Annotated in this window: 18 protein-coding genes; 4 read left to right on the top strand and 14 right to left on the bottom strand. The window is 73.1% G+C overall.

Features of this window, described 5'->3' with window-relative positions:
* Nucleotides 1–10: 10 nt before the first annotated feature.
* From mug to ACZ62B_RS33715, 8 genes are all read right to left on the bottom strand, one after another.
* Nucleotides 11–559: a G/U mismatch-specific DNA glycosylase gene (gene mug / locus ACZ62B_RS33750; protein WP_469693299.1), complete on the bottom strand. Its 549-nt coding sequence runs from the start codon at nucleotides 557–559 to the stop codon at nucleotides 11–13.
* Entirely contained in the window at nucleotides 556–1998 is a 1443-nt protein-coding gene (purB, locus tag ACZ62B_RS33745) for an adenylosuccinate lyase (protein WP_468725393.1), read from the bottom strand. The genes mug and purB overlap by 4 nt, the downstream gene beginning before the upstream one ends.
* A 72-nt stretch (nucleotides 1999–2070) precedes the next feature.
* Nucleotides 2071–2853, bottom strand: a complete 783-nt coding sequence (locus tag ACZ62B_RS33740; RefSeq protein WP_468725395.1) for an SGNH/GDSL hydrolase family protein — start codon at nucleotides 2851–2853, stop codon at nucleotides 2071–2073.
* Nucleotides 2854–2911: 58 nt separating this feature from the next.
* Complete coding sequence (locus ACZ62B_RS33735) at nucleotides 2912–3925, bottom strand: hemolysin family protein (RefSeq protein ID WP_469693246.1); 1014 nt, start codon at nucleotides 3923–3925, stop codon at nucleotides 2912–2914.
* On the bottom strand, nucleotides 3922–5304 hold the full coding sequence (locus ACZ62B_RS33730; protein WP_469693245.1) for a hemolysin family protein: 1383 nt from the start codon (nucleotides 5302–5304) through the stop codon (nucleotides 3922–3924). Before ACZ62B_RS33730 ends, ACZ62B_RS33735 begins: the two co-directional genes overlap by 4 nt.
* 159 nt (nucleotides 5305–5463) lie before the next feature.
* Nucleotides 5464–5889 carry a GNAT family N-acetyltransferase gene (locus ACZ62B_RS33725; RefSeq protein ID WP_344561831.1) on the bottom strand — a complete coding sequence of 142 codons (426 nt, stop codon included), beginning with the start codon at nucleotides 5887–5889 and terminating at the stop codon, nucleotides 5464–5466.
* 693 nt (nucleotides 5890–6582) lie between these two features.
* Entirely contained in the window at nucleotides 6583–9150 is a 2568-nt protein-coding gene (locus ACZ62B_RS33720; RefSeq protein ID WP_469693243.1) for an FtsX-like permease family protein, read from the bottom strand.
* A gap of 4 nt (nucleotides 9151–9154) precedes the next feature.
* On the bottom strand, nucleotides 9155–9982 hold the full coding sequence (locus ACZ62B_RS33715; RefSeq protein WP_344561834.1) for an ABC transporter ATP-binding protein: 828 nt from the start codon (nucleotides 9980–9982) through the stop codon (nucleotides 9155–9157).
* A gap of 186 nt (nucleotides 9983–10168) precedes the next feature.
* Here ACZ62B_RS33715 and ACZ62B_RS33710 point away from each other — a divergent pair, with 186 nt between their 5' ends.
* Together ACZ62B_RS33710 and ACZ62B_RS33705 are read left to right on the top strand one after the other, a co-directional pair.
* A complete protein-coding gene (locus tag ACZ62B_RS33710) occupies nucleotides 10169–10408 on the top strand; it encodes a toxin-antitoxin system HicB family antitoxin (protein ID WP_344561835.1) in 240 nt (79 codons plus the stop codon).
* A gap of 4 nt (nucleotides 10409–10412) precedes the next feature.
* Nucleotides 10413–10787, top strand: coding sequence for a fic family toxin-antitoxin system, toxin component (locus ACZ62B_RS33705; protein WP_344561836.1), 375 nt, complete (start codon nucleotides 10413–10415; stop codon nucleotides 10785–10787).
* On the opposite strand, the gene ACZ62B_RS33700 is transcribed toward ACZ62B_RS33705, so the two are convergent.
* The 4 genes from ACZ62B_RS33700 to bioB form a co-directional block, all read right to left on the bottom strand.
* On the bottom strand, nucleotides 10788–11489 hold the full coding sequence (locus tag ACZ62B_RS33700; RefSeq protein ID WP_469693241.1) for a class I SAM-dependent methyltransferase: 702 nt from the start codon (nucleotides 11487–11489) through the stop codon (nucleotides 10788–10790). It lies immediately after the preceding gene.
* A gap of 69 nt (nucleotides 11490–11558) precedes the next feature.
* Nucleotides 11559–12275: a dethiobiotin synthase gene (bioD, locus tag ACZ62B_RS33695; RefSeq protein WP_344561840.1), complete on the bottom strand. Its 717-nt coding sequence runs from the start codon at nucleotides 12273–12275 to the stop codon at nucleotides 11559–11561.
* Between the two features lies 1 nt (nucleotide 12276).
* Entirely contained in the window at nucleotides 12277–13557 is a 1281-nt protein-coding gene (locus ACZ62B_RS33690) for an adenosylmethionine--8-amino-7-oxononanoate transaminase (protein ID WP_344561842.1), read from the bottom strand.
* A complete protein-coding gene (bioB, locus tag ACZ62B_RS33685; protein ID WP_344561844.1) occupies nucleotides 13550–14701 on the bottom strand; it encodes a biotin synthase BioB in 1152 nt (383 codons plus the stop codon). Before bioB ends, ACZ62B_RS33690 begins: the two co-directional genes overlap by 8 nt.
* A 147-nt stretch (nucleotides 14702–14848) precedes the next feature.
* Here bioB and ACZ62B_RS33680 point away from each other — a divergent pair, with 147 nt between their 5' ends.
* On the top strand, nucleotides 14849–15976 hold the full coding sequence (locus ACZ62B_RS33680) for an 8-amino-7-oxononanoate synthase (RefSeq protein ID WP_344561846.1): 1128 nt from the start codon (nucleotides 14849–14851) through the stop codon (nucleotides 15974–15976).
* Nucleotides 15977–16029: 53 nt separating this feature from the next.
* Here ACZ62B_RS33680 and ACZ62B_RS33675 read toward each other — a convergent pair whose 3' ends face one another.
* Both ACZ62B_RS33675 and ACZ62B_RS33670 read right to left on the bottom strand, forming a co-directional pair.
* Complete coding sequence (locus ACZ62B_RS33675; protein ID WP_073934671.1) at nucleotides 16030–16254, bottom strand: DUF397 domain-containing protein; 225 nt, start codon at nucleotides 16252–16254, stop codon at nucleotides 16030–16032.
* A 9-nt stretch (nucleotides 16255–16263) separates the two neighbouring features.
* A complete protein-coding gene (locus tag ACZ62B_RS33670) occupies nucleotides 16264–17124 on the bottom strand; it encodes a helix-turn-helix domain-containing protein (protein ID WP_468725408.1) in 861 nt (286 codons plus the stop codon).
* A 212-nt stretch (nucleotides 17125–17336) separates the two neighbouring features.
* Between ACZ62B_RS33670 and ACZ62B_RS33665 the strand changes: the two genes are divergently transcribed.
* Complete coding sequence (locus ACZ62B_RS33665; RefSeq protein WP_344561853.1) at nucleotides 17337–17798, top strand: ATP-binding protein; 462 nt, start codon at nucleotides 17337–17339, stop codon at nucleotides 17796–17798.
* The last annotated feature ends 125 nt before the right edge of the window (nucleotides 17799–17923 follow it).

Here is a 17923-nt window from a genome sequence, read left to right as displayed (position 1 = left end):
CCACCGGCCGTCACCGCTCGGCCGCGGCCTCCCGCAGCCGGCCGAACTCCTCCGCCAGCGTCGTCGGCGTCCAGTGCGCGTTCAGCCCGCTCGGATTGGGCAGCACCCACACACGGGTGTCGCCGATGGTCCGCTCCTGCGGCCCGACCCGCGCCTTCCGGTCGTCGAACGCCGCGCGGTACGCGGTGACCCCCACCACGGCCAGCCACCGCGGCCGCAGCCGGGCCACCTTCAGGGCGAGCAGCCGCCCGCCCTCCCGGTACTCCTCGGCGCTCAGCTCGTCGGCCCGCGCGGTCGCCCGCGCCACCACGTTGGTGATCCCGAGCCCGTACGACAGCAGCTCCCGCTGCTCGGACGGCAGCAGCAGCCGCGGCGTGAAACCGGAGCGGTGCAGCGCCGGCCAGAAGCGGTTGCCGGGGCGGGCGAAGTGGTGGCCGGTCGCGGCCGTCATCAGACCGGGGTTGATGCCGCAGAACAGCACGCGCAGGCCGTCCGCGACCACGTCCGGTACGAGACGGTCGCGGGCGGCCTCCAGTTCCTCCTGGGTGAAGCGCGTCAGAGGATCGCTCCCGGGGTGTATCCGGCGGCCTCCGGGTGCTGCTTGACGATCTCGTCGACGCGGCCGACCACGGTGGCGACCTGGTCGCCCGCGGCGCCGGTGAAGGACAGCTTGTCCGCCATCAGCGCCTGAAGCTCCGCGCGGTCGAGCGGCAGCCGCTCGTCGGCGGCGAGCTTGTCGAGGAGGTCGTTGCGCTCGGCGCCCCGCTCCCGCATGGCGAGGGCGGTGGCGACGGCGTTCTCCTTGATCGCCTCGTGCGCGACCTCGCGGCCGACGCCCGCGCGCACGGCGCCCATCAGCACCTTGGTGGTGGCGAGGAACGGCAGGTAGCGGTCCAGCTCGCGGGCCACGACCGCCGGGAAGGCACCGAACTCGTCGAGCACCGTCAGGAACGTCTCCAGCAGCCCGTCCAGCGCGAAGAACGCGTCCGGCAGCGCGACCCGGCGCACCACCGAGCAGGACACGTCGCCCTCGTTCCACTGGTCGCCGGCCAGCTCGCCGGTCATCGAGGCGTAGCCGCGCAGGATCACCATCAGGCCGTTGACGCGCTCGCAGGAGCGGGTGTTCATCTTGTGCGGCATCGCGGACGAGCCGACCTGGCCCGGCTTGAAGCCCTCGGTGACCAGCTCGTGCCCGGCCATCAGCCGGATCGTCTTCGCCAGCGACGACGGCGCGGCGGCGAGCTGCACCAGCGCGGTGACGACCTCGTAGTCCAGCGAGCGCGGGTAGACCTGGCCGACGCTCGTGAACGCCTGCGAGAAGCCCAGGTGCCCGGCGATCCGCCGCTCCAGCTCCGCGAGCTTGCCCGTGTCGCCGCCGAGCAGGTCCAGCATGTCCTGCGCGGTGCCGACCGGGCCCTTGATGCCGCGCAGCGGGTAGCGGCCCAGCAGCTCCTCCACCCGGCCGTAGGCGACGAGCAGTTCGTCGGTGGCGGTGGCGAACCGCTTGCCGAGGGTGGTGGCCTGCGCGGCCACGTTGTGCGAACGGCCGGCCATGACCAGCTCGCCGTACTCACCGGCCAGCTTGCCCAGCCGTGCCGCCACGGCGACCGCGCGGTCGCGGATCAGCTCCAGCGAGAGCCGGATCTGGAGCTGCTCGACGTTCTCGGTGAGGTCGCGGGAGGTCATCCCCTTGTGCACGTGCTCGTGCCCGGCGAGGTCGTTGAACTCCTCGATCCGCGCCTTCACGTCGTGCCGGGTGACCTTCTCGCGCTCGGCGATCGAGGCCAGGTCGACGGTGTCGAGGACACGCTCGTAGTCGGCGATCGCCGTGTCGGGCACGTCGATCCCGAGGTCCTTCTGGGCCCGCAGCACGGCGAGCCAGAGCTGCCGCTCCAGCCTCACCTTCTGTTCGGGGGACCAGAGCGTGGCGAGCTCGGCGGAGGCGTAGCGTCCGGCGAGGACGTTCGGGATACGGGGCTTGGCGGGCGCAGCAGTCACGTACAGGGAGTCTACTGGCGATTCCTGCAGGCCGGCGCCACCGGGTGACCTGGAGGAAAGCACAAGACGGCGCTACAGGCCCTCGTACGGCAGCAGCTCGGGCCGCTTCGGCGGCAGTCCGTCGCCCGAGGAACGGCCGGTGAGGCGGCGGCCGATCCACGGCAGCAGGTGCTGCCGCGCGAACCGGGCGTCCGCGACCCGCCGGGCCACCCAGCGCGGCGGCAGCGTCGCCTCCGGGGGCAGATGCCACTCGGGGTCCTCCGGTGCGTGGCCCAGCGTCTGCCAGACCGCCTCCGCGACCCTGCGGTGCCCGTCCGCGGTCAGGTGCAGCCGGTCCACGTCCCACAGCCGGGGGTCGGCGAGCGACGGAGCCCCGTACAGGTCGACGACCAGCGCGCCGTGCTTCCCGGCGAGCTCGTCGACGCACTCGAACAGCGCCTCCATGCGCGGGCGGAAGCGCTCCAGGACCGGCCCCTGGCGGCCGGGGCTGCGCATCAGCACCAGCTGCCCGCAGTGCGGTGCCAGCCGTTCCACGGCCTCCGTCAGCAGATCCCGCACCCTCCCCATGTCGCACTTGGGCCGCAGGGTGTCGTTGAGCCCGCCGACCAGGGTGACGACGTCGGCCCGCATGGCGGCGGCGACCTCGACCTGCTCGTCGACGATCTGCTGGATCAGCTTGCCGCGCACCGCGAGGTTGGCGTACCGGAAACCGGGACCGGTGGCCGCCATCCGCGCGGCGAGGAGGTCGGCCCAGCCCCGGTAGGTGCCGTCGGGGAGGAGGTCCGACATGCCCTCGGTGAAGGAGTCGCCGAGGGCGACGAGGCTGCTGTAGGGGGGAGTGGGATCAGTCTGCATGGCGACACAGATGGTATCCCGTGGCACATACCCGTCGGTCGGTCGCCCTTCCCCGCGCTCAGGTCCGCTGCCCGAACAGCTCCTGCAGCACGTTCTCCATGGTCACAAGACCGGCCAGTCGCCCGTCGGTCCCGAGGACGGCCGCCAGATGCGTACGGCTGCTCCGCATGGCGGTGAGGACGTCGTCCATCGGCGTGCTCTCCCGCACCCGCGCGATGGGCCGCATGTCGCCCAGCCGGAACGGCAGGTCCCGCGGCGAGGCGTCGAGGGCGTCCTTCACATGCAGGTAGCCGACGATGCGCCGCTGCCCGTCCACCACCGGGAAGCGGGAGAACCCGGACTCCGCCGACAGCCGCTCCAGCTCCTCCGGGGTGACCCCCACGCTCGCGTAGACCACGTCCTCCAGCGGCATCACCACGTCCCGCACGGGCCGCCGGCCCAGCTCCAGCGCGTCGTGCAGCCGTTCCAGCGCGCGGTCGTCGATGAGACCCGCCTCGCCGGAGTCCTTCACGATCTGGGCCAGCTCGGCGTCCGAGAAGGACGCGGCGACCTCGTCCCGTGTCTCGACCCGCATCAGCTTCAGCAGCGTGTTGGCGAACGCGTTGATCGTGAAGATCACCGGGCGCAGCGCGCGGGACAGCGCCACCAGCGGCGGACCCAGCGCCAGGGCGCTGCGCACCGGCTCGGCGAGCGCGATGTTCTTCGGCACCATCTCGCCGAGCAGCATGTGCAGATACGTCGCGAGCGCCAGCGCGATCACGAACGACACCGCGTGCCCCGCGCCCTCCGGGACACCCACCGCGTGGAACACCGGTTCCAGCAGATGCGCGATGGCCGGCTCGGCGACGACGCCGAGGACCAGCGTGCACAGCGTGATGCCGAGCTGCGCGGCCGCCATCAGCGCGGACACGTGCTCCAGACCCCACAGCACGCTCTTCGCGCGCCGGTCGCCCTTGTCGGCGTACGGCTCGATCTGGCTGCGGCGGACCGAGATCAGCGCGAACTCGGCGCCGACGAAGAAGGCGTTGACGACCAGCGTCGCCAGACCGATCAGCAGCTGTACGACGGTCATCGCCGTGCCCCCCTGTCATCCGTGGTCCCGGCCGTCCGCCGCTGCGTCGTCCGCTGTTCCGTCGCGTGCCGGTCGTCCGGGGGCGCGTGCAGCAGGACGCGTGCCGCGCGGCGGCCGGTGGCGTCCACCACGTCCAGGCGCCAGCCGGCGACCTCGAAGGTGTCGCCGGCGGCCGGTATCCGGCCCAGCTCGGCCGCCACGAGCCCGGCGAGGGTCTCGTACGGCCCCTCCGGCGCGCGCAGGCCGACCCGGGCGAGCTGGTCCACCCGCGCGAAGCCGTCGGCCGAGAACAGGGCGCGCCCGCTCTCGTCGGTGCCGACCCGGTCCAGGTCGGGGGTCTCGTGCGGGTCGTGCTCGTCGCGGACATCGCCGACGACCTCCTCGACGATGTCCTCCAGCGTGGCCACGCCCGCCGTGCCGCCGTACTCGTCGATCACCACGGCCATGGTGCGCCGCCCGGAGAGCCGGTCGAGGAGACGGTCGACGGTGAGCGATCCGGGGACCAGCAGCGGCTCGCGCATCAGCTCCGACACGGGCACCCGGGCGCGGCGCTCCGCGGGCAGTGCCAGGACGTCCTTGACGTGCGCGGTGCCGACGACCGCGTCGAGGGTGTCGCGGTAGACGGGGAACCGGGACAGCCCGGTCGCCCGGGTCACGTTGGCCACGTCCTCACACGTGGCGTGCACCTCCAGTGCGACGACCTGGACGCGCGGTGTCATCACGTTCTCGGCGGTGAGGTCGGCGAGGTTCAGCGTGCGGACGAAGAGCTCGGCGGTGTCCGGCTCCAGGGCGCCCTCCCGGGCGGAGTGCCGGGCGAGCGCCGCGAGCTCCTGCGGCCCGCGCGCGGACTCCAGCTCCTCGGCGGGCTCCACGCCGATGCGGCGCACGATGCGGTTGGCCGTGTTGTTCAGATGCGTGATGAACGGGCGGAAGGCGGCGCTGAACCAGCGCTGCGCGTTGCCCACCCGTCTGGCGACGGCCAGCGGCGAGGAGATCGCCCAGTTCTTGGGCACCAGCTCGCCGACCACCATCAGGAACACCGTCGACAGGGCCGTGCCGATCACCAGGGCGAGGGAGCTCGCCACCGAAGCGGAGACGCCGACGCTCTCCAGCGGGCCCGCGATCAGCGCGGCGATCGACGGTTCGGCCAGCATGCCGACCACCAGGTTGGTGACCGTGATGCCGAGTTGCGCGCCGGAGAGCTGGAAGGTCAGGTTCCGTACGGCCTTGAGGGCGCCCGCGGCCCCCCGCTCGCCGCGCTCGACGGCCCGCTCCAGCTCGGCCCGCTCGACCGTGGTGAGGGAGAACTCGGCAGCGACGAAGGCGCCGCAGGCGAGCGAGAGCAGGATCGCCACCAGGAGGAGGAGCACTTCGGTCATCGGGTCACCTCTGTCCCATGGTCGGACAGGACGGGAACAGATGCGCGATGTCGTGGATCGGGAGGCTCGCCCATGGGCGGACGCACACAACCTTTCATGGAGGACCGGGTGGCCCCACAAGGGTAAAGGATCGGCAAAGGTGCGCCGTCGGGCCGTGGATCACCCGGTGAGGGGCTTCACCCAGCGCCGCCAGCGTTCCTCCCGCGCGTACCCGGCGGCGTCCCATGCATGGTGGGCGGTCTCGTTGCTCTCGAGCACCATCGCGTCCGCGCGGCGCCCGCCGAGCCGTACGAACCGCTCCTCCGCGGCGGTCAGCAGCGCGGAGGCGATGCCCCGACGGCGGCGGTCCGGGTGCACCGCCAGCCGGTAGAGATGGCACCGCCAGCCGTCGAAGCCCGCGATCACCGTGCCGGCCAGCTCACCGCCGCTCTCCGCGAGGATCAGCGCCCCGGGGTCGCGGGCGACCAGTCGCTCCACGCCGTCCCGGTCGTCACTGATGCTCGTGCCCTCGGCGGCCACCTTCCAGAAGGCCAGCACGGTGTCGAGATCCTCGGGCGTCGCGGCCCGTATGCGCAGCTCGGTCATGCGGTGATCACAGCACGTGTGCTCCCGCACGACACGACATTCCACGATCCGGACCACCCGGCCACGTCTCGTCGCGCGGGTCCGACGACGGCTCCGTGCACCGGTCCCCGGGCGCTCCGGCCCTGCACGACCTGCTGGGGCGTCCCCGTCGCCGTCGTACCGGCGCTGGCGGCCGGTCGGCCGCCGCCCCTGACCCGACGGGCTCCCGCGCCCCCGCGCGAACGGCACGCCGCGGGTTCCTCCACCGGCGGTTCGCCGGGCACCGTTCCCGTTCCCGCGTTCCCGTTCCCGCGTTCCCGTTCCCGCGTTCCCGTTCCCGCGTTCCCGTTCCCGCGTTCCCGTTCCCGCGTTCCCGTTCCCGCGTTCCCGCGTCCCCGCGGGCAGTCGTGCCGCAGGGCGGCACGGGTGGGCGCGGACGGCACCCCGTCGACGCCGGGCTGCGGGACATCCCCCGCTCCGCTGACCCCCGGTGCCTGCTGGGCGGGGGTGGGTTCCGCTCGCCGGCGCCTGCCGGGTGGCCTCCCCCACTCTCGGCTTCGCTCGAGCGGGAGGGACCCCCATCGCCCTGGGGGCACCTCCCAGGCCCTTGAGGCACTGGGGGAGGCACGACTGCCCGCAGCTACGGCGGTGCGGCTCACCGGGCCGCCGGCCGTGGAGCAGGCAGGCCCCGTACTCGCGCCCGCGCCCGCGGAGCTACTCGTGCGCGATGGCCTCCAGTACGTTCATCCGGGACGCCCGCAGGGCCGGCAGGAGGGCCGCCGCGATGCCCACCACCGCCGAGCCGATGACGACCGCCACGATGGTGCCCCAGGGGACGGCGAGGGCGGTCATGCCCTGGAGGGCCAGGACCTGCTGGACGCACAGGCCCCACACCAGCCCCAGCCCCAGCCCCAGCACCGCGCCGAAGACCGCGATCACCACCGACTCCAGCCGGATCATCCGCCGCAGCTGCCGCCGGGCCAGGCCGATCGCCCGCAGCAGACCGATCTCGCGCGTGCGCTCCACCACCGACAGCGCCAGGGTGTTGACCACGCCCAGCACCGCGATGACGATCGCCAGCCCCAGCAGGGCGTACACGAGGTACAGCAGGACGGCGATCTGGTCGTGCACCAGCTCCTTGTAGTCGGCCTGGTCACGGGCCTGCACCTGCGGATACGGCTCCAGCGTCGTCTCCAGCCGGTCGCGCAGCTCGTCCACGCCCGTCCCGGCGGCCGCGTTGACGTACAGCGCGGAGTCCTGCCCGCCGGGCACGTACTCCTCGACCGTCGCGATGCCGAAGACCAGCCCGCCCCGCATCCCGAAGCCCTCACCGCCCTCCATGTCGGTGAGGGCGGCCACGGTCAGCTCGGTGCTCCGGCCGCCGGGGAACTCGACCGGGAGCGCGCTGCCCGTGCGGACGCCGTGCTCCTCGGCGAAGTCCGCGTCCATGGCGATGTTGCCGTCCGCCAGCGCGGCCGCCGTGTCACCGCTCGCGTACGTCACGCGCGCGACCTCGTCCGCCCGGTCGTCGTACCCGGCGGCGGTGGTCTCGACCCGCTCCCCGTCCGGCAGCCGTACCGCCACCGGCGCGAACCGCTGGCGCACGACCAGCCCCACGCCCTCCGTGTCCCGCACCCGGTCGGTGACCTCCTGGGGGAACGGCATGAAGTTGGCGTTCTGCAGCACGAAGTCGGCGCCCAGCGTCCGGTCGATCTGCTCGTCGAAGGACCGGGACATCGAGGCGCTGGCCACCGACATCCCGCCGACCAGGGCGAGCCCCACCATCAGCGCGGCGGCGGTCGCGCCGGTACGGCGGGGATTGCGCAGGGCGTTGCGCTGGCTCATCCGGCCGACCGGGCCGAACAGCGCGGGGAAGGCCCCGCCCAGCACCCGGATCACCGGCCGCACCAGCAGCGGACCGGCGATGACGGTCGCGACCAGGGTGAGGACGACACCGAGTCCCAGCAGCGAGGCCGCCGAGGAGGTCTCACCGGCGAGCACGCAGCCCACCAGCGCGGCCGCGCCGAGCGCGCCGATCACGGAACCCACCACCGCGCGGGTCCGCAGCGGCCGTCCCACCCCGGCGGTCTCCGCGTCGGCCAGCGCGGCCATCGGCGACACGCCCGCCGCGCGGCGGGCCGGGAGATACGCCGCGACGAAGGTGACGCCCACGCCGACGACGTACGCCGTGACGGGCGTGGCCCAGCCGACGACCATCTCCGTGGTCTTCAGGTTCATTCCGAACACGCCCATGAGCCGGATCAGCCCGAAGGCGAGCCCGATGCCGGCCGCCAGACCCAGCGTGGAGCCGACCAGGCCGAGCAGCACCGCCTCGGTCAGCACCGACCGGCGCACCTGCCTGCGGTCGGCGCCCAGCGCCCGCAGCAGGCCCAGTTCACGGGTCCGCTGGGCGATCAGCATCGAGAAGGTGTTGACGATCAGGAAGACACCCACGAGGACCGCGATCCCGGCGAAGCCGAGCATCACGTACTTGATCACGTCGAGGAACCCGCCGAGTTCGTCGGCGGCCGTCTCGGCCAGCTCGTCCGCCGTCCTCACCTCGTAGCCGCCGTCGCCGAGCGCCGCGGTGACCCGGCGCTTCAGCTCCGCGTCGGTCACGCCCGGCGCCGCGTCGAGGGAGACGCTCGTGGCCCGGTCCGCCGAGCCCAGCAGCCTGGTGGCCGCCACCTCGGGATCGAGGAAGACCAGCGCCGCGCCGGGGTTCGTGGTGGTGAACGTGGCGATCCCGACGACCTCCACGCGGAACGTGCCCGGCTGCGCCTGCACGGACAGCGTGTCCCCGATCCCGACGTCCTTGACGTCGGCCGTGTCCGCGTCCAGCACCGCCTCGCCGTCGCCGCGCGGGGCGCGGCCGGAGGTCAGCTCCACCACACTGCGCTCACTGACGTACCAGTCCACCGCGAGGGTCGGCGCCCCCGTGGTCGGCCCCACCGACTCGTTGTCGCCGTCGACGACCGTGACGTTGTCGACCTCGACGTCCGGGCGCGCCGACTCGACGCCGTCGACGCGGGACAGCTCCTGGGCGAGCGAGGCCGGGACCGTCCGGACGGCCCCCGTGGGCACCGACGACTCCAGGTCCTCCGGGGGCGCCACGGTCACATCGGCGGAGGTGGAGGCGAACAGCCGGTCGAAGGTACGGGAGACCGTGTCGGAGAAGATCAGGCTGCCCGCGACGAACGCCACGGACAGGACGACGGCCAGCGCGGACAGCAGCAGCCGGCCCTTGTGCGCGAGGAAGCTCCGCAGCGTCGCCCTCAGCACGGCGTCAGTCCTTCCCGGGAGTCGGCTCGTCCGGGCCGCCGGCGGTGTCCGCGGGGGCGCGGAGCACGTCGAAGCGCTTCATCCGCTCCAGCACCGACTCCGCCGTGGGCCGGCGCATCTCGTCCACGATCCGGCCGTCCGCGAGGAAGAGCACCAGGTCGGAGTGGGCGGCGGCGCCCGGGTCGTGCGTGACCATCACGACGGTCTGTCCGAGCGCGTCCACGGCCTCGCGCAGGAAGCCGAGCACTTCGAGCCCCGCGCGGGAGTCGAGGTTGCCGGTCGGCTCGTCCGCGAAGATCAGCTCGGGGCGGGAGGCGAGCGCCCGTGCGCAGGCCACGCGCTGCTGCTGGCCGCCCGACAGTTGCGCGGGCCGGTGCTTGAGCCGGTCGCGCAGGCCGAGCGTGTCGATGACCTGGTCCAGCCACTTCTCGTCGGCCTTCTGGCCCGCGATGTCCATGGGCAGGGTGATGTTCTCCCGCGCGTTCAGCGTCGGGATGAGGTTGAACGACTGGAACATGAACCCGATCCGGTCCCGCCGCAGCCGGGTCAGCTCACGGTCCTTCAGACCCGTTATCTCGGTGTCTCCCAGCCACACCTGTCCGGCGGAAACGGTGTCGAGTCCCGCCAGACAGTGCATGAGCGTGGATTTCCCGGACCCCGACGGCCCCATGACCGCGGTGAACCGTCCGCGCACGATGTCCACGTCCACCGAGTCCAGGGCGAGCACGGTCGTCTCGCCCGAGCCGTACGCCTTGGTCAGACCGCGGGCGCGGGCCGCGATCCCGTCGGCCGACGCGAGGCCCGGGGCGTGCTCCGCAGCAGGTGTGGACAAGGCCGCCTCCTCCGAGTGGACGTCAGGTCGTGCTCGTCGCGCCGAGGGTAGTGTGACCCGGCCCACAGCCGGTATCCCCCGTGGGTGCAGGTCCCCGATGCCGATGTAAGGGGCACACGTTCTTCGCGTTCCCCGGCCCCGCCGCGGCACTTGCCGCCGCTAGCACCCCGGCGCTAGCTTCGAGACATGGCGAAGACCCAGCTGAACGTGCGCGTGGACGAGGGCACCGCCCGCGCGGCACGGGAACGTGCCCTGGCGCGCGGGATGAGCGTCAACCGCTACATCGAGGAACTGGTCCGGCAGGACACCGGCGAGGCGGGCCGCGCCTTCGTCGAGGCCGCCGCCGACTTCATGAAGCAGTACGAGAGCGTCTTCGCCGAAGAATTCGGCAAGGAGCGCGAAGGCACGCGCGAAGGTCGCCGCTGAGCCGTTGAACGACCTGCGCATCGACCTCGCGTGGCTGCTCATGCTCGCCGAGCGGCAGACCCCGGGGGACCCCCAGGTCACCGACTGGGGCGCCCTCGTCGCCGCCGTCGCACGCCACGAGGCCGAGATATTCGACGTCCCCGTCTACGACAGCCCGCACGCCCGCGCCGCCTCGCTCCTCCAGATGCTGATCCACATCCCCGCGCTGGAGCGCTCCAACGCCCTGTTCGCCTCCGCCGTCGCGTACGCCTATCTCGTCGCCAGCGGTCTGAAGGTCGTCACCTCGCCGGAACAGGTGCGCGATCTGGCCCGCCTGGTCAAGGACGGCGAGGCGACCGTGGACGACATCGCCGCCGAACTGCGCCGCTGGTGCGAGTGATCAGCTCCCGTCGGCCGCCGCGTCGCCCACAGGCCGCCACGCGGTGCCCATGACGCAGTACGAGGTGGGCAGCGCCGGCCCCTTGTCCGGCATCAGCATCCGCCGGTAGGGGCCGAGCTCGAACCCCGCCCGACGCAGCGCGCCGACCGGGTCCCGCGCCACATGGCAGCCGCCGGCCAGCGGCGGCCACACCGTGCGGTCCAGCGCCCGCTGGGTGAGGCGCATGACCCGGCCGCCGCCCTGGCCGTGCTCGAAGAACCGCACCTCGCCGCCCGGCCGCAGCACCCGCCGCAGCTCCGCGAGCGCCCGCGGCACGTCCCGGACGCTGCACAGCACCAGCGAGAGCACCGCCGCGTCGAACGCCTCGCTCTTGACCGGCAGCGCCTCCGCCGCGCCCGGCGCCACATCCACCGGCACCTGGGCGCGCAGGGCGGCCTCCACGGCCAGCGCCCGCAGCTCCCGCTCCGGTTCGATGGCGACGATCTCCGAGACGGTGCCCGGATAGTGCGCGAAGTTCAGACCGTTGCCCGCGCCGACCTCGATCACCCGGCCGGACAGCCCGCCGAGCAGTCCGCGCCGCACCTGGGCCATCCCCGCGCGGGTCTCGGCGGCGACGCTGACCCGGGCGTAGCACCGCGCGAACACCGGATGGTGCACGGCATCCCGCCGCACCTTCGTGGACCGGCCGGACCGTAGCTGCATGAGGACCTCCCCCGGAACGGGCCTACGGCGATTCTCCCCCGAACCGGCGATCCACACCCCCGCTCGCCGTCAGGGCGCCTCGCGCACCCGGAACGTCTCCGCGTCCCAGGTCCCCTCGAGCCGGGGCGCCAGCCAGTGCGGTGCCGAGGCCCGGAACCCGGCGGGGTCCAGCGCGCCCGCCCCGGCCGGTACGGCGCCCAGCAGCGGGGCACCGGTCACGTCCGGCAGGTCCAGCAGGTTGCACCGTGAGGCCAGGTCCGGCTCGGCGGGCCAGCTGCCGATCACCACACCCGCCAGGTCCAGCCCCCGCCCGCGCAGCTCGCGGGCCGTCAGCTCCGTCACGTTCAGGGTGCCGAGCCCGGCCGACGCCACCACCAGCACCGGCGCGGCCAGCAGCGCCGCCGCGTCCGCCAGCGTCCCGCCGGCCGCGTCGAACCGTACGAGCAGCCCGCCCGCGCCCTCCACCAGCACCAGATCGTGCTCCGTGGCCAGCTTGGCGGCCCGCTCCGCGACGTCGTGCGGATGCACCGGCGCCCGGCCGGCCCGGCGGGCCGCCGTGGCCGGCGCCAGCGGGTCCGGGTACCGGGCCAGTTCGGCCGTCGTCACCGCACCGGCGAGCCGCGCGACCTCCTCGGCGTCCCCGGCCTCCGCCGGAAGTACACCCGTCTGCGCCGCCTTCAGCACCGCCACCGACCGGCCGGCCGCCAGCGCCGTCGCGGCGAGGGCGGCCGTCACCACCGTCTTGCCGACCTCGGTGCCCGTGCCCGTGATCACCATCACCGGCATGTCATCCCTCCTTCGCCGCCGCGCACACCGCGCGGGCGATCCGCGCCACGTCCGCGTCACCCGTGACGTACGGCGGCATGGTGTAGATCAGATCGCGGAACGGCCGCAGCCACACGCCCTCGCGCACGGCGGCCTCCGTGGCCGCCCGCATGTCGACGGCGTGATCGAGCTGGACCACCCCGATGGCACCGAGCACCCGCACGTCCCGCACCCCGGACAGACCGGCCGCCGGCGCCAGCCCCTCCCGCAGCCCCGCCTCGATCCGCTCGACCTCCGCGCGCCAGTCCTGGCCGAGCAGCAGCTCGACGGAGGCGCAGGCCACGGCCGCCGCCAGCGGGTTGCCCATGAACGTCGGACCGTGTGCCAGCACCGGCACCTCACCGCGCGAGATGCCCTCGGCCACCCGCGCGGTGCACAGCGTCGCCGCCATGGTCAGGTAACCGCCGGTCAGCGCCTTGCCCACACACATCACATCCGGCGTCACCGCCGCGTGCTCCGCCGCGAACAGGGCGCCCGTGCGCCCGAAACCGGTCGCGATCTCGTCGAACACCAGCAGCACGCCGTGCGCGTCGCACGCCTCGCGCAGCACCCGCAGATACGCGGGGGAGTGGAACCGCATCCCGCCCGCGCCCTGCACCACCGGCTCCACGATCACCGCGGCCAGCTCGCCGGCGTGCCGCTCGACCGTCGACCGCAGGTGCTCGGCGTACTCCTCCTCGTACCCGGCCGGCGGCGCGTCCGCGAAGACCTGGCGCGGCAGCACCCCGGACCACAGCTCGTGCATCCCGCCCTCCGGGTCGCACACCGACATCGGCTGCCAGGTGTCACCGTGGTAGCCGCCCCGCCAGGTCAGCAGCCGCCGCTTCTCCGGCCGGCCCAGCGAACGCCAGTACTGCAGGCACATCTTCACCGCGACCTCGACCGACACCGACCCGGAGTCGGCGAGGAACACATGCTCCAGACCGTCCGGCGACATGTCGACAAGGAGCTTCGCCAGCCGCACGGCGGGCTCGTGGGTGAGCCCGCCGAACATCACATGGCTCATCCGCTCCAACTGCCCGCGCGCGGCCTCGTTGAGCACCGGGTGGTTGTAGCCGTGGATCGCCGACCACCAGGACGACATCCCGTCGACCAGTTCGCCCGAGCCGTCGGCGAGTCTCAGCCGCACCCCGCTCGCCGACTCCACGACGAGCGGTTCCTGACGGCCCGGCACGGGCCCGTACGGGTGCCAGACATGCCGCCGGTCGAGCTCCAGCAGCTCGGCGACGGACCGCTCAGGCATTGGGCGCGAGATCCGTTCCGGCTCCCCGGCGGCGCACGGCGACCAGGTCCGTACGGGGCTCCTCGGACGCGCTCCCACAGGAGCCCGCGGTCGCCGGAGCGCACGCGCCGCCGCCCTCGTGGGAGCCGCAGCCGCCCCCCGCGCGGTGCTCGGGCAACGTCACCTCGCCGGTGCCCTCCACCTCGAACCCGGCGTCCGCGATCATCTCCAGGTCCGCCTTGCCGGCCTGGCCCTCACTGGTGAGGTAGTCGCCGAGGAAGATCGAGTTGGCCAGGTGCAGCGCGAGCGGCTGCATCGTGCGCAGGTGCACCTCACGGCCGCCGGCGATCCGCACCTCGACGTCCGGGCAGACGAACCGCGTCATCGCCAGGATGCGCAGACACCGCTGCGGGGTGAGGTGCCACTCCTTGGCGAGCGGCGTGCCCTCCATCGGGATCAGGAAGTTGACCGGCACCGAGTCCGGGTCCAGTTCCCGCAGCGAGAAGACCACGTCGACCAGGTCCTCGTCGCTCTCGCCCATGCCGGCGATCAGACCCGAGCAGGCCGACAGACCGGCGGCGTGCGCCTTTCGCACCGTGTCCACCCGGTCGGCGTACGTGTGGGTGGTCGTGATGTCCCCGTACGTCGACTCGGAGGTGTTGAGGTTGTGGTTGTAGGCGTCCGCGCCCGCCTCGCGCAGCCGCTCCGCCTGGCCGTCGGAGAGCAGACCGAGACAGGCGCACACCTCGACGCCCTCGTTCTGCTCCTTGATGGCCTTGATGGTGTCGGAGACCCGGTCCACGTCACGGTCGGTCGGACCCCGGCCGCTGGCCACCAGGCACACCCGTTTGGCGCCGCCCGCGAGACCGGCGGCGGCCGCCTGCGACGCCTGGTCCGGCTTGAGCCAGGTGTACTTCAGGATGTCGGCCTTGGAGCCGAGCCGCTGGGAACAGTAGGAGCAGTCCTCCGGGCACAGGCCGGACTTGAGGTTGACGAGATAGTTGAGTTTCACCCGTCGGCCGAACCAGTGCCGCCGCACCTTCCCGGCCGCGGCCACCACGTCGAGCAGGTCGTCGTCGGAGGTGGCCAGCACGGCCAGAGCTTCCTCGCGGGTCGGCGTCTCACGCCGAAGCCCCTTGTCCACCAGCGTGTTCAGCAGGTTCATGAGAGCCGATCCTGTCCTACCCGACCCGCCCGGGCCAAGGAGAGTTCGTACAACAGAGGCACTTCGAGGTGTGGGTATTGCCACACAGTGGTCCGTCCGTCCTCCCGCTAGTGTCTGTGCACTGCCTACAAAAACCCCGGAGGACCCATGGTGTTCGGCTGGATCGACGAGCAGGCGGAACTGCGCCGCCGGGCCGGACTCGTGCGCACCCTGCGTCCCCGGGCCGCCGACACGCCGCTGCTCGATCTGGCGAGCAACGACTACCTGGGCCTGGCCCGGCATCCGGAGGTCACCGAGGGCGCCGCGCGGGCCGCGCGGACCTGGGGCGGCGGGTCGACCGGCTCCCGGCTGGTCACCGGCACCACCGGACTCCACACCGAACTGGAACGCGAACTGGCCGCCTTCTGCGGCTTCGAGGCGGCCCTGGTCTTCTCCTCCGGCTACGCGGCCAACCTCGCCGCCGTCACCGCGCTGGCCCCGCACGGCTCCAGGATCGTCTCCGACGCGGGCAACCACGCCTCGCTGATCGACGGCTGCCGGCTCGCCCGCGGTACGACGCAGGTCGCGGCGCACTCCGATCCCGACGCCGTGCGCAAGGCGCTGGACGGGCACGACGGGCCCGCGGTCGCGGTGTCCGACACGGTGTTCTCGGTGGACGGCGACGCCGCCCCGCTCACCGGGCTCGCCGAGGCGTGCCGGGAGCACGGCGCGGGTCTGGTGCTCGACGACGCGCACGGTCTCGGGGTGCTCGGCGACGGCGGGCGCGGGGCCCCGCACGCGGCGGGGCTGGCGGGCGCCGACGACGTCGTCGTGACGGTGACGCTGTCCAAGTCGCTCGGCAGCCAGGGCGGAGCGGTGCTCGGCCCGGCCCGGGTGATCGAACACCTGGTCAACGCGGCCCGGACGTTCATCTTCGACACGGGACTCGCCCCCGCCGCGGCGGGGGCGGCCCTGGCGGCCCTGCGGCTGCTGCGCCGTGAGCCGGGGCGCGCGGCACGGGCGGGCGAGGTGGCGCGGGAACTGCACTCCCGGCTGACGGCCGCGGGTCTGGAGGCGGTGCGTCCGGACGCCGCGGTCGTCTCCGTGCGCGCCCCTTCCCCGGAGCAGGCCGTGCGATGGGCGGCCGACTGCCGGGCGGCCGGCCTGTCCGTGGGCTGCTTCCGTCCTCCTTCCGTGCCCGACGGCGTCTCACGGCTCAGACTGACCGCCCGCGCGGACCTGTCCGGGGCGGAGATCGAACGCGCTGTACGGGTGATCGGCGAGACGCGGCCATGAGTCGGCGGGACACGGCCGTGCGTCGCCCGATGACGGGCTGACCGGTCGGGTCGTCAGCCGACCGCGGTCACGAACTCCGTCCAGCTGGCGGGGGAGAAGAGCAGCGCCGGCCCGTCCGGGGCCTTGGAGTCGCGCACGGCGAGCAGTCCGGCGAGGGGGCCGGCGGCCGGCCGGGCCGTCTCCACGCAGTTGTTCGCACCCGTGCTGTAGCTGCTGCGCAGCCACCTCACATCGCGCAGTGCGAGGCCGGAAGGGATGGTCCGAGGCGGTACGGGCATCGTGCCTCCTTACGCGCCGGCGGCTGTGCCGGCGATGAAATCCAACGAGTCCTCGGGTGAAAGGGCGTGGGTCGAGAGGGCGTCGAAGGCCTCCGAGTACACCCGGAGGTCTTCTTTCCGCTCCAAGTGGAGGCTACTCGTCAAGTGGTCGAGAACAACCACGTCCAGATCAGAAGTGCGCGAAAATGAAAAGATTACGAAAGGACCGGTCACTCCGATGTGTGCGCCGGCGCTGAACGGCAGGACCTGCAACCGCACTTGGGGCAGCCGGGCCGCCTCGACCAGCCGGTCGAGCTGACGGGCCATCACGCCGGGGCCGCCGACCTCCCGGCGCAGCACCGCCTCGTCCAGGACCGCGCTCAGCTCCAGCGGCGGTGTCGCCCGCAGCACGTCCTGCCGGGCCAGCCGCACCTCCACCAGCGCGTCCAGGCGCTCCTCCGACGTGTCCTCCAGGGCCGCCTCCGTCACGGCGCGCGCGTACTCCGGCGTCTGCAGCAGCCCCGGGATCACCGTGGTCTCCAGGGTGCGCATCGCGCTCGCCTGCGACTCCAGGCTGATGAAGTCCCGGTAGGTCGGCGGCAGTACGCCTCGGTAGGCGTGCCACCAGTGGTGCCGTCCGTCGCCGTCACCGGAGCCCGACAGCATCAGCAGCAACTCCCGCAACTGCGGATCGGCCACGCCGTAGACGTCGAGCAGTAACCGCACGTCGGCCGGTTTCACCCCGCTCGTGCCCGTCTCGATCCGGCTCACCTTCGACTGGTGCCAGCCCGCGAGGCGGGCCGCCTCACCGCTGGTGAGTCCCGCCGAGGTGCGCAGCGCGCGCAGTTCGGCGCCCAGTTTCCGGCGGCGCACCGCGGGACCGTGCTGCATGGAATTCTCCTTACTCCTTCCGAGTCGCCCGGATACGGTCTCCCGTCGCAGAGTTCACCGTTTTGAGCGACAGATATATGCACATCTTGGTGGATCGCCGTTCTGCGCCGTGCGGGGATGGCAGTCTGGCGGCGAAGCACCAGTGCGGGACCGTACTCGAACCATCCGCTCCGTGTCGGACTGCGGTCCCGTGGGAAAGGGACGACGTCGCCATGGCAGACCATCTGGAAGCATCCGTCACTCTGCCGAGCGATCCCGCCTCGGTCTCGGCCGCCCGTGCCCATGTGGTGGGCACGCTGGAGGAATGGGGCATGCCGGCGGACGCGGAACTGTGCGACACCGTCCGGCTGATCGTCTCCGAACTCGCCACCAACGCGGTGCAGCACACGTTCGGGCAGTCGCCCACGTTCACCGTGGACGTCGTCCTGGTCCGTGACGAACGGGTGCACATCGGTGTCACGGACAGCCACCCGCGGTTCCCCAAGCGGCTGCCCGCGGCGGTCCAGCAGGACAACGGCCGCGGGCTGGTCATCATCCGCTGGCTGACCGCGGAATGCGGCGGCAGGCTCAGGGTCCGCCCCACGCGCGAGGGCGGCAAGACCGTCTCGGTCGAACTCCCGTGGGCCGTCCAGGCCGCCGAAGCGGTCACGGCGGCCGGGCGGCAGGAGCAGTAGCCGGGCGGGGGGGGGGGGGGGGGGGGGGGGGGGAACCCCCCCCCCCCCCCCCCCCCCCCCCCACCCCCCCCCCCCGCCCCTCCCCCCCCCCCCCTCCCCCCCCCCCCCCCCCCCCCCCCTTCCCC

The organism is Streptomyces sp. NPDC053426, assembly GCF_055585405.1.
This window is presented reverse-complemented; position numbering and strand designations above follow the sequence as displayed.